The organism is Mesorhizobium australafricanum (assembly GCF_033977265.1).
GTDB classification, from domain to species: domain Bacteria; phylum Pseudomonadota; class Alphaproteobacteria; order Rhizobiales; family Rhizobiaceae; genus Mesorhizobium; species Mesorhizobium australafricanum.
In genome coordinates this window covers 387,413-400,952 of sequence record NZ_JAVIIT010000002.1, presented here as the reverse complement: position 1 = coordinate 400,952, position 13,540 = coordinate 387,413, and the positions used below count along the sequence as shown (strand labels likewise).

Annotated in this window: 9 protein-coding genes and 1 pseudogene; 1 reads left to right on the top strand and 9 read right to left on the bottom strand. The window is 65.1% G+C overall.

The genetic code is table 11. The features are described from left to right. Positions 1–150 precede the first annotated feature (150 nt). Positions 151–320: pseudogene (locus tag RFM98_RS05395) on the top strand (LLM class flavin-dependent oxidoreductase); the annotation flags it as partial. Between the two features lie 60 nt (positions 321–380). Here the strand turns inward: RFM98_RS05395 and RFM98_RS05390 are convergent. The 9 genes from RFM98_RS05390 to RFM98_RS05350 all read right to left on the bottom strand — a co-directional run bounded on the left by RFM98_RS05390 (position 381) and on the right by RFM98_RS05350 (position 13,536). Next, entirely contained in the window at positions 381–2,090 is a 1,710-nt protein-coding gene (locus RFM98_RS05390; protein ID WP_320212014.1) for a trimethylamine N-oxide permease, read from the bottom strand. Between the two features lie 240 nt (positions 2,091–2,330). Beyond that, positions 2,331–4,700 carry a trimethylamine N-oxide demethylase gene (locus RFM98_RS05385; protein ID WP_320307862.1) on the bottom strand — a complete coding sequence of 790 codons (2,370 nt, stop codon included), beginning with the start codon at positions 4,698–4,700 and terminating at the stop codon, positions 2,331–2,333. Positions 4,701–4,945: 245 nt separating this feature from the next. After that, complete coding sequence (locus RFM98_RS05380) at positions 4,946–5,572, bottom strand: sarcosine oxidase subunit gamma (protein ID WP_320307861.1); 627 nt, start codon at positions 5,570–5,572, stop codon at positions 4,946–4,948. Then, on the bottom strand, positions 5,565–8,546 hold the full coding sequence (locus RFM98_RS05375) for a sarcosine oxidase subunit alpha (protein WP_320307860.1): 2,982 nt from the start codon (positions 8,544–8,546) through the stop codon (positions 5,565–5,567). The genes RFM98_RS05380 and RFM98_RS05375 overlap by 8 nt, the downstream gene beginning before the upstream one ends. Continuing rightward, positions 8,546–8,821, bottom strand: a complete 276-nt coding sequence (locus RFM98_RS05370) for a sarcosine oxidase subunit delta (RefSeq protein ID WP_320307859.1) — start codon at positions 8,819–8,821, stop codon at positions 8,546–8,548. The genes RFM98_RS05375 and RFM98_RS05370 overlap by 1 nt, the downstream gene beginning before the upstream one ends. Positions 8,822–8,837: 16 nt before the next feature. Further along, a complete protein-coding gene (locus RFM98_RS05365) occupies positions 8,838–10,091 on the bottom strand; it encodes a sarcosine oxidase subunit beta family protein (protein WP_320307858.1) in 1,254 nt (417 codons plus the stop codon). Positions 10,092–10,127: 36 nt separating this feature from the next. After that, entirely contained in the window at positions 10,128–11,435 is a 1,308-nt protein-coding gene (glnT, locus tag RFM98_RS05360; RefSeq protein ID WP_320307857.1) for a type III glutamate--ammonia ligase, read from the bottom strand. 34 nt (positions 11,436–11,469) lie between these two features. Then, positions 11,470–12,798: an FMN-binding glutamate synthase family protein gene (locus tag RFM98_RS05355; RefSeq protein ID WP_320307856.1), complete on the bottom strand. Its 1,329-nt coding sequence runs from the start codon at positions 12,796–12,798 to the stop codon at positions 11,470–11,472. Positions 12,799–12,804: 6 nt separating this feature from the next. Beyond that, positions 12,805–13,536: a GltB/FmdC/FwdC-like GXGXG domain-containing protein gene (locus RFM98_RS05350; RefSeq protein ID WP_320212006.1), complete on the bottom strand. Its 732-nt coding sequence runs from the start codon at positions 13,534–13,536 to the stop codon at positions 12,805–12,807. Positions 13,537–13,540 lie beyond the last annotated feature (4 nt).

Here is a 13,540-nt window from a genome sequence, read left to right as displayed (position 1 = left end):
GTGGCAACCTCGGATCATCCGCCATCGGTGAAAGCCGGTGGCGGATGAACCACAACAAAAGGTCCCGCCGGGCGAAAATGCTCTGCGGGAAGGTTGCAGCAAAACAGAATTCCTTTTCATTCCTTTTTAGCAACGCGACGCAGGCCGATCCCCTATCTGCCTGCCGGCTCGACGATTTCGCCGAAAAGGTGGTGCCCGAGCTGCAGCGGCGCGGCATATTCAGGCGCCAATATGAAGGATCGACGCTGCGCGAGAATCTCGGCCTGAAGCGGCCGCTCAACCGGTTCTTCGAAGAAGCGGTGGTCCGTAAGGCCGGCTGATGAGACCGTAAAAAGAAACGGGCGCGCCGAGGCGCGCCCGTTATTTTCAGGCCGTCACTGTCAGATGACGAACACCCAGTTGGCGATCAGCATTACCGCCACGCCCGCCGCAAGCGTCAGGTAGGGCAGCATCCCCGCCTTCTTGACCGAGAGGTCGGCTCCCGCCATGCCGAGATCGGCCAGCATGTGGTCGGGGAATTTGCCGCCGTCCTGAATGTAGTGGCGGAAGCAGAACACCGGGATGATCAAAGCCGCGGTGATCAGGCCGGCCCACAACGCCATCGGGTTCCAGACCTTGGCGCCGGCGCCCATGAAGATGGCGTTGACATAGGCGAAGATCGCTCCGATGCCGAGCAGCCAGGACGGCGCCCGCCACGGCCGGTTGATATGGCCGTTGTCGATGCGGTGAATCCAGCCCGCATTGAGGTTGAGGAAGTTGAAGATGATGTAGCCGCAGTTCGACACGGCGAGGATGAAGAAGAAGCTCGTCGCGTCGGCCGAGGCAATGGCCAGCACGATCAGGTTGAAGCAGAGGTCGGTCCACATCGCCCGCGTCGGCGCGCCGTGCTCGTTGACATGGCTGAGATAGCGCGGCAGCCAGCCGTCGACCGAGCCTTGGTAGAGCGTGCGCGAGGAGCCGGCCATCGCCGTCATGATGCACAGCACCAGCGCCAGGATCATCAGCATGACCAGCAGGCTGTGGATGATCTTGCCGCCGCCGACCATATCGGCCAGCGCGTCAGCCACGCCCGAGCCGTCGACGATCGGCGTCGCCAGCATGCCGTTCAAGCCAAGCGCGCCCTGGAAGGTGAAGGGCACCAGGATGAACAAAAGCATGCAGAGCAGGCCTGAGTAGAAGATCGCCTTGAAGGTGTCGGTGCCCGGGTTCTTGAACTCCGACGTGTAGCAGACGGCGGTCTCGAAGCCGTAGGTCGACCAGGCCGCGATGAACATGCCGCCGAGCGCCAGTGTCCAGCCGGCGATGTTCCATGATCCCGGATCGGGAGCGTAGGCGGCGGCGAGCGGCACCAGCGGCGAGAAATTCGCCCAGTCGATTTGGCCGGTGAAGATCGGCACGACGCCGACGATCAGCATCGGGATGATGACGAGCAGGCCGATATACTTCTGCACATTGGCCGTGCCCAGGATGCCGCGATGCTGGATGGCGAAGATGATCAGCATCAGCACGGCGCCGATGAAGAAGGTCGCGTTGAACGTGAACGAGACCGGCCCCAACGTGTGGCTGAACAGCGTCCAGTTGCGGATGGCGGGCGTCGCGGCGGCAGTCACCGCCGCAATGGCGTCGGCCGGAGCCGTCCCTACATGCGCGGCGATATAGGCGACCACCTCCGGTGAGGTCTCGCTGAAGATCGGGATGGGCGCCAGCGCATTGAGGATATAGGCGGCGGCGATCGAGCAACCGAGCGACAGCACCGGCGACCAGGCGAACCAATTGCACCACACCGACAGCGGCGCGATGAATTTCGAATAGCGCAGCCAGGCCGTGGCGCCGTAGATCGACGCGCCGCCCGACTTGTTAGGAAACAGGCCGGCGATCTCTGCATAGGTGAAGGATTGCAGGAAGCCCATGATCATGGATACCGTCCAGATCAGGAAGGCGAGCTTTCCTGTCGTGCCGGCAATGCCGCCGATCGAGAACAGGACCAGCGCCGGGACGCCGCTCGCCACCCAGAAGGCGCCACGCCAGTCGATATGCCTAAGCAGCTTGCTTTCGGCAGGCTGCTCCAGGGCCGTGCTTATGGTGCTCATATGTTTGTATTCCCCTTTTTGTTGTTCCCCGCCAGCGATGCTTCGGCTCTCGCGAAGCTTGCTCCCCGGCTGTGATCGGCACGACTGTCATGTTTCCACTCAGTCGTATTTTTTTCTTAACAGTGAAGATTGATCCGACGCGCTTTCGCGTCAAGCGTTTTGTGAATGTCATGCACATCACGCTTGCGAAACAGGCTCTTACCTTCTCCTACAGGGGGAAAAGGGCAAAGGTTGCAACCATCAGGAGCGTGGCTTGGTCTTCTGCGGATCGTAGTGGGCGAAGGCCACGACGCGTGCCGGCAGCCGCTTGGACTGGCCGTCGAGCTTGCCGATCTCGACCTCCGTGCCGATGTCGGCGTGGGTGACGTCGAGCCTTGCCAGCGCGATGGTCTTGCCGAGCACCGGCGAGCGCATGCCGGACGTGACGACGCCGATCTGGGCGCGGCCGACATGGACGCAGTCGCCATGGCCGACGGCGACGTTGGCATCGATGTCGAGCCCGACAAGCTTGTGCTGGGGATGCTCCTTGCGCCGGATCAGCGCTTCGCGGCCGATGAAGTCGTCCGCCTTGGTCTTGAGCGGCACGGTGAAGCCGATACCGGCCTCGAACGGATCGGTCTGGTCGGAGAATTCGTAACCGGCGAAGATCAGCCCGGCTTCGATGCGCACCATGTCGAGCGCCTGCAGGCCCATCGGCTTCAGCCCATGCGGCTGCCCTGCCTCCCACACGGCGTCGAACACCTTTTCGGCGTCGCGCGGATGGCACCAGATCTCGTAGCCGAGCTCGCCCGTATAGCCGGTGCGCGAGACCACGACGGGCACGCCGTTGCCGCCGCCGATGCGTGCAACGGCGAAACGGAACCATTCGAGCTCGCCGATCGAGGGCTGCACCGGCGAGGTCCAGACGACCTCCTTCAATATGTCGCGGCTCTTCGGCCCTTGTACGGCGATGTTGTGCATCTGGTCGGTGGACGAGCGCACCAGCACGTTGAGGCCGAGTTTCCTGGCGGTCTCGCGCAGCCATTCGCCGGACAGGTCGTCGCCGCCTACCCAGCGGAAATTGTCCTTGCCGAGTCGCAGCAGCGTGCCGTCGTCGATCATGCCGCCATGCTCGTAGCACATCGCCGTATAGACGACCTGGCCGACGCCGAGCTTCTTGACGTCGCGGGTCAGCGTGTATTGCAGCAACGCTTCGGCATCGGGTCCGGTGACCTCGAATTTGCGCAGCGGCGACAGGTCCATGATCACCGCGTCCTGCCGGCAGGCCCAGTATTCGTCGATGGGGCCTTGCCTGGCGAAGGAATTGGCGAGCCAATAGCCCCTGTATTCGACGAAGTCGCGCGTGTGCTTGGCAAAGCTCGAATGAAAGGCTGTCTCGCGGGTCATTTTCGGTTCCGAGTCGGGCTTCATGCGTCTGGCGATCGCTCGCGAGAATTTGTGCTGGCCGGAATAGCTGCGCACATGGATGTCGGTCAGGTCCCAGCCATTGGCGGGCGTCGTGTCGTCCGGGCAGGCCGAGGACACGCAGACGATATCGGTCAGGGCTCTCAGAAGCACATAGTCGCCCGGTCGCGACCACGGCTCGTCCGACACCATTACGCCATGCGCGTCGATCGCCGTGTTGAAGAAGAAGTTGATCGCCATCCAGCCGGCGCGGGGCGTCACACCCTTGTCCGAGAGCGCCTTGTTGAAATTCTCCGAGCAGTTGGTGTGGCCGGGATAGCCGATATCGTCGTAGTATTTGGCAGCACAGGCGAGCGCGAAGGCGTCGTGCCGGCCGCATGTGTCCTGCACCACCTCGACCAGCGGCTCCATGTCCTGGTCGTAATATTTGGAATGCAGTCCGGGCATCGGATAGGCCGCGCCCATCAGCGTGCGGGTCGTCGTCACGTCGAGCGGCAGGTCACGCCCCTTGTCAAGCTTGCGCGCCGAAAAACACTGGAAGTCGGTGCACTGGCGCCCGTCGACATCGATGATCTGCAGGTAGTCGCCGGCCTTGACGAAATAGGCCTCGGCGGTCGCCGACTTCACTCGAAGATCGAGCACCGGATCGGCGAGCGGATCGGCAAGCTGCCCTCTTGTCTTCAGCCGGATCGTGGCGCGGCGCACCATGACGGTCAGCGGCGTTGCGGTGTTGTGGCTGTCGACCAGCATCGGCCCGCCAGGCGCCGCGATCAGCAGCGCACCGTCGCGCTGTATCGAAAAGCTCTGCTCGGTGCCGGCCGGCGTGGCGCCGCCGAACACGCGCACGGCCTTCGGCTGGTCGAGCTGCACCTTGCGGCGCTCGAGTTTCAGCCGCAGCGCCGACAGACTGTCGTCGCCTTCGGCAAGCAGCGCCTTGACGCCGGCCGCGTTGCTGTTGGCCCGTTCGCCAAAAATGCCGGGATCGGTGGCGCCGGATTTGTCCCAGGCCAGCAGCTCGCAAGGCTGGCCGCCCTCGACATTGCTCACGCTGACGCTGTCGCCGGCCTCGACATCGACCAGCACCGCGCCATTGCCTTGCACGGTGTAGCGCTCGAGGCCAGGCGGCAGCGCAATCTCGCCAGGTCTCAGGATCACGCTCGGGCGCGGCGGTCCGGATAGGACGGCAGGGTAGGGCGACTGGCTCATCTCAAACCCTCCTCCGAGCGAGAAACTAGTTTGCCTGTGTGTGAAATTATTTTAGCAGCGTGAATGGGTTTGGCAAGCACTGGCTCCACCTTCTCCCCTTGTGGGAGAAGGTGGCCGCGCAGCGGCCGGATGAGGGGTGCTCCAGGGAAAGCCGACGTCTCACTCCGCTGGAACACCCTTCATCCGTCTCGGCGCTTCGCGCCGATCCACCTACCCCCACAAGGGGAGAAGGGGAAACCGCGCATCTACACCAATTCCTCGGAATGGCCGATCGTGACACCGTACTCCGCAGCCGAGTCCAGCATCGTGTGCCACAGGCTCTCGGCGAAAGTCGCGAACACCAGCAGATTGAACACCGCCTGTCCATCCGCCCGATCCTTGCCGCGCCAGAGCGTGATGCTGGTGTGATCCATCGACGTGGCCGCCGCCGCGCCGACCGCAAACAGCTCGGGATGCAGGTCGATCGACGACAGCTTGGCGAGCATCGCGCGCGCCTTGTCGCCGGAAACGCTGATCAGTGCTCGCGCATGCGATTGGTCGCAAAGCGAGGCTGACCCGGCGAAGCCGGGCAAAAGTGCCTCCATCGTGTGCTTGCCGCCTTTCGACAGCACAAAAAACTGATCCGGTCCCGACCAGATCAGCGTCGCGTCGGAAGCGCCGACCGCCTTGGGCGTTTCCGGCGCGACGACGCCGAACTGTGCCTTAGCGGCCTTCGCCATCTCGCCTGCCTTGCCGCGCCGCGCCATAAGCTGGACGAGGCCGACATTGCGGATCTCTGACAGCGATACGCCGGCTTCGCCCTGCGCGCCGTAAGGGCCGGCGACCAGCGCGCGGTCGAGCGGGCTGCGGACCTCCCAGGAAAAATCAACCACGCTGGCGCCCCCCATCCGGATCGTAGAAGACGGAATTGCAGAGCTCGACATCGTAGTCCTCGCCGCGCAACGGATCATGCGCGCGCACGATCTCGCCGATGCGCTCGCGCCCGCGCTCGACGAGCCCCAGCCCGATCCACTGGTCGAGCACCGGCGAGAAGCAGACCGAGGTGACATAGCCCTGGTCGTTGTCGGGGCCAGGGGTCTCGCCCTTTGGAATGATATGCGCGCCGGAGCGCAGTCGGCGCGCCTTGTCGGTCGGCTTGATGCCGACGACCACCTGCCGGTTCGGCGCGACCAGCGCCTCGCGGCCGGCCATGACGCGCCCGATGAAGTCCTTCTTGGTCGACATCATCTTGCCGAGGCCGAGATCGGCCGCGGTGGTCGTGCCGTTGAGTTCGGGGCCGGCGACATGGCCCTTTTCGATGCGCATCACGCCGAGCGCCTCGGTGCCGTAAGGCGTCACGCCGAATGGCATGCCGGCAATCATCAGATTGCGCGCCATGGCCTCGCCATAGCGTGCCGGCACCGAAATCTCGAACGCCATCTCGCCGGAGAAGGAAATGCGGAACAGCCGCGCCTTGATGCCGCCGCGCAATTTGACTTCGCGCGCGCCCATGAACGGAAAACCTTCGTTCGAAAGGTCTTCGGCCGGATCGACGACCTCCTTCAAGAGATCGCGGGTCTTCGGTCCGGCGATCGAGAACTGCGCCCACTGATCGGAGACCGAGGTCAACTGCACGTCGAGCTCGGGGAACAGCACCTGCCGGCAAAATTCGAGATGCTGCATCACCAGTCCGGCCTTGGCCGTTGTGGTGGTCAGGAAGTAATGGTCCTCGGCCAGGCGCGAGGTCGTGCCGTCGTCATAAACAAGGCCGTCCTCGCGCAGCATCAGCCCGTAGCGCGCCTTGCCGACGGCAAGGCTGGAGAAGGCGTTGATGTAGACCCGGTCGAGGAAGCCGCCGGCATCGGGCCCGTGCACGTCGATCTTGCCGAGCGTCGAGACATCGCAGAAGCCGACGCCGCCGCGCACCGCCTTGACCTCGCGGGTCACCGATTCCAGCCAGTCCTTCTCGCCGGCGCGCGGATACCATTGCGCGCGCTTCCACAGCCCGGTGTCGACAAACACCGCGCCCTGTTCGGCCGCCCAGTGATGCGACGGCGTCAGCCGCGTCGCATGGAAATTCTCGTCGCGGTGATGGCCGGCGAAGGCGCCGATGGCGACCGGCACATAAGGCGGCCGGTAAATCGTCGTGCCCGTCTCGGGGATCGACTTGCCGGTGACGGCCGCCATGATGGCCAGGCCGGCGACATTCGAGGTCTTGCCCTGGTCGGTCGCCATGCCGAGCGTCGTGTAGCGCTTCAGGTGCTCGACCGATTGAAAACCCTCGCGCTGCGCCAGTTCGACATCGGAAGCGGTGACATCATGCTGCTGGTCGACGAAGGCTTTGCCCTTGCCCGCGACATGCCAGAGCGGCGTCAGCGAGAAAGCCGCGTCGTCGGCGACCGGCATGGAGCTCGTGCTGCCGCTGCGTCCGGCATCGCGCGCGGCGGCGGCACCGGCCTCGAAACCTTCGCGCAGGCAGGCGCCAAGCCCGAAGGCGCCGTTGGCCGCACCCGCGGCGACCATGCCGGGCGGTGCGCCACCCGGCACGAAGGCGGCGATGTCGTCGCGCCATTTCGGCCGGCCGCGATGGTAGGAGGTGAGGCCGACCGTCGGGTTCCAGCCACCGGACACGGCAAGCCCGTCGGCCTCGACTTCGGCGCGGGCGCCACCGGTCAGCGACACGGAAATCTTGCGCACGCCGTTCTTGCCGCCGTCGACGCCGGCAACGGAGCCATGCAGCACCGGGAAGCCACCCTTGCTGGCAAGCGAGCGATGGGCCGGCGAAACGTCCGGCCGCGCATCGATCACCGCCGCCACCTGCAGTCCCGCGGCGATCGCCGTTTCGGCCGTCCGCCAGCCATCCTCATTGTTCGTGAACAGCGCGATGCGCCTGGCCGGCGTGGCAGCGTAGCGGTTGATGTAGCTGCGCATGGCCGACGCCATCATCACGCCCGGCGTGTCGTTGCCGGCAAAGACGATGGGACGTTCGATCGAGCCGGCCGCGACCACGCAGCGCTTGGCGACGATACGCCATAGCCGCTGGCGCACCTGATGCTCCGGCGGCACCGGCAGATGGTCGTTGACGCGCTCGATGGCGCCATAGGTGCCGCCGTCAAAGACGCCGAACAGCGTCGTGCGCGTCATGATGCGCACATCCGGCATCGAGCCAAGTTCGGCCAGCGTGCGCGACAGCCACTCAGCCGCCGGCAATCCGTCGATCGTGCCGCCATCGGCAAGCAGGCGTCCGCCGGGGACGAAATCCTCCTCGCACAGGATCACGCGCGCGCCGCTACGTCCCGCGGCAAGGGCGGCCGCCAGGCCGGCAGGACCGGAACCCGCGACCACCACATCGCAATGCGCCCAGGCCTTGTCATAGTGGTCGGGATCGGAAACGACAGCGGCGCGGCCGAGGCCGGCGGCGCGGCGGATCGCCGGCTCGTAGATCGCCTCCCAGAACTTTGCCGGCCACATGAAGGTCTTGTAGTAGAAGCCGGCGACGAAGATCGGCGCGAACAGCTGGTTGACCGACATCACGTCGAAATTGAGCGAAGGCCAGCGGTTCTGGCTGGCGGCCTCAAGGCCGTCATAGAGCTCGGCCGTCGTCGCCCTGGTGTTCGGCTCGCGCCTCGGGCCGCCGCGCAATTCGACCAGCGCGTTGGGCTCCTCCGAGCCTGCCGTCAGGATGCCGCGCGGGCGGTGATACTTGAACGAGCGGCCGACGAGCTTGACGCCATTGGCGACCAGCGCGGACGCCAGCGTGTCGCCCTTGAAGCCCGAAAAAGTCTTGCCGTCGAAACGGAAGCTGAGCGGCGTCGAGCGGTCGATGAGACCGCCGGATGTCAGCCGGTTTGCCTGGTTGTCGTCCATCACGCACCAACCTTGGCGGCGCCGGCGCCCGCCGCCGGCTCGACTGCCGAAATCTCATGCGTCAGCGTGTTGCGGGTGACCTTCAGCCAGGACCGGCAGCCGCCGCCATGGTACCAATGCTCGCTCATCACGCCGGCGATGTTGTCGCGCAGGTAGACGTAGTCGTAGACGACGTCCTCGCCGGCATCCGCCGCGGGGCGCTGTGGCTTGGCGTCGCCGAGATAGGTGAACTCGCCGAGTTCGCGTTCGCCGCAGAAGGGACAGACTATGCGCATCTTGTTCCGGCCGCCTTCAATGCAGGTTCGGTTGGGCGCCCTGGCCCTTCTCGTCGATCATGGCGCCGCGCTGGAACCGGTCGAGGCGGAAGCGGGCAGCCTCCTTGTGTGATTCGCCGCGGGCCAGCAGATGGGCAAAGACGAAGCCCGAGCCGGGGGTCGCCTTGAAGCCGCCATAGCACCAGCCGGCATTGACATAGAGGCCGTCGACCGGGCTCTTGTCGATGATCGGCGAGCCGTCCATCGACATGTCCATGATGCCGCCCCACTGGCGCAGGAGCCGCACGCGGCCGATCATCGGGATCAGCGCCATGCCGCCCTCGCAGACATCTTCCATCACAGGCAGATTGCCGCGCTGGGCATAGGAATTGTAGCCGTCGATGTCGCCGCCAAAGACCAGGCCGCCCTTGTCGGACTGGCTGACATAGAAGTGCCCGGCACCGAAGGTCATGACACCGGGGATGAGCGGCTTGATCGCTTCGGAGACGAAGGCCTGCAGCACATGGCTTTCGATCGGCAGGCGTAGTCCCGCCATCGCCGCGACGCGCGACGAGGAGCCGGCGACCGCCATGCCGACCTTGCCGGCGCCGATCTTGCCGCGTGAGGTCTCGACGCCGCTCACCTTGCCGTTGGCGTCGCGCGTGAAGCCGGTGACCTCGCAGTTCTGGATGATGTCGACGCCAAGTTCGCTCGCCGCATGGGCGTAGCCCCAGACCACGGCGTCGTGCCGTGCCGTGCCGCCGCGCCGCTGCAGGAGCCCGCCTTGCACGGGGAAGCGCGCATTGTCGAAGTTCAGGAACGGCAGCATCTTCCTCAGCGCCGCCTGGTCGAGCAGTTCGGCGTCGATGCCGTTGATGCGCATGGTGTTGCCGCGCCGGGCGAAGGCGTCGCGCTGTGCGTCGGAATGATAGAGGTTCAGCACGCCGCGCTGGCTGACCATAGCGTTGTAGTTGAGGTCCTGCTCCATCTTCTCCCACAGCTTCATCGACAATTCGTAGAAGCCGGTGTTGCCGGGCAGGCCGTAATTGGAGCGGATGATTGTGGTGTTGCGGCCGGCATTGCCGGAACCGATCCAGCCTTTCTCCAGCACGGCGACATTGCGGATGCCGAACTCGCTGGCGAGGAACCAGGCGGTGGCGAGCCCGTGGCCGCCGCCGCCGATGATGATCACGTCATAGCGATCCTTGGGCGATGCGTCGCGCCAGGTCGGATTCCAGTTCTTGTGGCCGGTGAGAGCGGCGCGGGCGAGCGAGAAGATCGAATATTTCATCAGTTCATTCCGAGGTCGCCCGCACCGCCGTGATACCTAGATATCCAGCGTGTGGTCGCGCTCCCACTGCGTGAAGTGCGAAGCATAGGAATTCCATTCCTGTTGCTTCAGCTTTAGGTATGCCGACGAGAATTCCTCACCCAGCGCCGCCTTCAGCGATTTGTCGTGGTCGAACTCGCGCAACGCGTCGAGCAGGTTGAGCGGCAGTTTCGGCGCATCCGTGACGGTATGGCCGAGCTGGTACATGTCGATGTCGTAGCGCTTGCCGGGATCGGCCTTGGAGCGGATGCCGTCTAGGCCGGCGGCGATGATGACGGCCTGCAGCAGATAAGGGTTGGCCGCGCCGTCGGGCAGGCGCAGTTCGAAGCGGCCGGGGCCTGGCACGCGCACCATGTGGGTGCGGTTGTTGCCGGTCCAGGTCACCGTGTTCGGCGCCCAGGTCGCGCCCGAAATGGTGCGCGGCGCGTTGATGCGCTTGTAGGAATTCACCGTCGGATTGGTGATCGCGGCAAGCGCCGAGGCATGTTTCATGATGCCGCCGAGAAAGTTCTTGCCCTTGGCCGAGAGGCCGAGTTCCATTGAGTTGTCGGCAAATACATTGGTCTTGCCGGTCTCGTCCCACACCGAGATATGGGCATGGCAGCCATTGCCGGTCAGGCCCTGAAACGGCTTCGGCATGAAAGTCGCGCGCAGGCCGTGCTTTTCCGCGATCGACTTGACCATGAACTTGAAGAAGGAGTGCTTGTCGGCCGTCGCCAGCGCGTGGTCGAAGGACCAGTTCATCTCGAACTGGCCGTTGGCGTCCTCATGGTCGTTCTGGTACGGGCCCCAGCCCAGCGCCAGCATATGGTCGCAGATCTCGGCGATCACGTCGTAGCGGCGCATCACCGCCTGCTGGTCGTAGCAGGGCTTCGAGGCGGTGTCGTATTGGTCGGAAATGGCCGTGCCGTCCGGCGAGATCAGGAAGAATTCGGCCTCGACGCCGGTCTTGACATGCATGCCGTCGCGGGCGGCTTCCGCGATCAGTCGCTTCAGCGTGTTGCGCGGCGCCTGGTCGACCTCCTTGTCGTCCATGATGCAGTTGGCGGCGACCCAGGCGACGTCGGGCTTCCACGGCAGCTGGATCACCGAAGCCGGATCCGGCACGGCCAGCATGTCCGGATGCGCCGGCGTCAGGTCGAGCCAGGTCGCGAAACCGGCAAAGCCCGCACCGTCCTTCTGCATGTCGGCGATCGCCTGCGCCGGTACCAGCTTGGCGCGCTGGCCGCTGAACAGGTCGGTGTAGGAGATCATGAAATATTTGACGCCGTTCTCCTTGGCGAATGCGGCGAGATCGTTCCCCATTATAATTCCTCGCAGTGGTGTTTTTGCTGATGTCCTAGAAGCCGTTCTTCCCCGGTATCCAGTTGGTGCCGGCGAGCGGCACGCCGGCCATGGCGGCGGCTTCGATCGAGAGCGCCACGAGATCCTCGGGCTCGAGATGGTGCAGGCTGTTCTTGCCGCAGGCGCGAGCGATGGTCTGAGCCTCCAGCGTCATCACCTTGAGATAGTTCGCGAGCCGCCGTCCGGCCGCGATCGGATCGACCCGCTTCATCAATTCCGGGTCCTGCGTGGTGATGCCGGCCGGGTCGCGGCCCTCGTGCCAGTCGTCATAGGCGCCGGCGGTGCTGCCGAGCGCGTTGTACTCCGCCTCCCAGCGCGGATCGTTGTCGCCGAGCGCGACGAGTGCCGCCGTGCCGATGGACACCGCGTCGACGCCGAGCGCCAGCGCCTTGGCGACATCGGCGCCGTTGCGGATGCCGCCGGAGACGACAAGCTGCACCTTGCGGTGCATGCCGAGGTCCTGCAGCGCCTGCACCGCCGGCCTGATGCAGGCAAGCGTCGGCTGGCCGACATTTTCGATGAACACTTCCTGGGTCGCCGCCGTGCCGCCCTGCATGCCGTCGACCACGACGACGTCGGCGCCGGCCTTCACCGCGAGCGCGGTGTCGTAATAGGGACGGGCGCCGCCGACCTTGACGTAGATCGGCTTTTCCCAGTCGGTGATCTCGCGCAGCTCGAGGATCTTGATCTCGAGATCGTCCGGCCCGGTCCAATCGGGATGGCGCGAGGCCGAGCGCTGGTCGATGCCCTTGGGCAGCGTGCGCATCTCGGCGACGCGGTCGGAAATCTTCTGTCCCAACAGCATGCCGCCGCCGCCGGGCTTGGCGCCCTGGCCGACCACCACTTCGATGGCATCGGCGCGGCGCAGGTCGCGCGGGTTCATGCCGTAGCGCGATGGCAGATACTGGTAGACCAGTTGCTTGGAATGGCCGCGCTCTTCCTCGGTCATGCCGCCGTCGCCGGTCGTGGTCGAGGTGCCGGAAAGCGTGGCGCCGCGCCCCAAGGCTTCCTTCGCCGGGCCGGAGAGCGACCCAAAGCTCATGCCGGCGATGGTGATCGGGATCTTCAGCTCGATCGGCTTCCTGGCATGGCGCGAGCCGAGCACCACCGAGGTGTCGCAGCGCTCGCGGTAGCCTTCCAGCGGATAGCGCGAGATCGAGGCGCCAAGGAACAGAAGGTCGTCGAAATGCGGCAGCTTGCGCTTGGCTCCGGCACCGCGGATATCATAGATGCCGGTCGCCGCGGCGCGGCGGATTTCGGACAGCGTGTAGTCGTCGAAGGTCGCGGATTTGCGCGGCGTCGTCGGCGGGTTGCGGTAGGTCATCTTGCCTCAATACGCGTCGGCGTTGTCGATATTGAAATTGTAGAGTTTGCGGGCCGAGCCGTAGCGCTTGAACTCCGACGCCTTGACGCCGGTAACGCCGGCCTTGTCGAGCAGGCCCTGCACCAATTCGATATGCTCCGGCCGCATCTCCTTGGCGATGCAGTCGGCGCCGAGGCTTTCGACCTTGCCGCGCACGAAGAGCCGGGCCTCGTAGATGGAATCGCCCAGCGCGTCACCGGCGTCGCCCAGCACCACCAGATTGCCGGACTGCGCCATGAAGGCCGACATGTGGCCGATATTGCCGTGCACGACGATGTTGATGCCTTTCATCGAGATGCCGCAACGCGACGAGGCGTTGCCCTCGATGACCAGCAGCCCGCCGCGGCCGGTGGCGCCGGCATACTGGCTGGCGTCGCCCTTGATGACGATCGAGCCCGACATCATGTTCTCGCCGACGCCGGGGCCGGCCGAGCCATGCACGGTGATCGCGGCACCGTCATTCATGCCGGCGCAGTAATAGCCGACGCTGCCGCGCACATCGATGGTGACCGGCTGGTCGACGCCGACGGCCACCGAGTGGCTGCCCTTCGGGTTGAGCACTTCCCAGGCGGTCTCGTTCGAGCCGGGCGCGAGCTTGTGCAGCGCCTGGTTCAACTCGCGCAGCGAAAGTTCGGAGAGGTCGAAGACCCTCGCATTGCCTTGCTCGCGCTCGGCTTTCGACATCGTGTTTGCCGGCATCGGC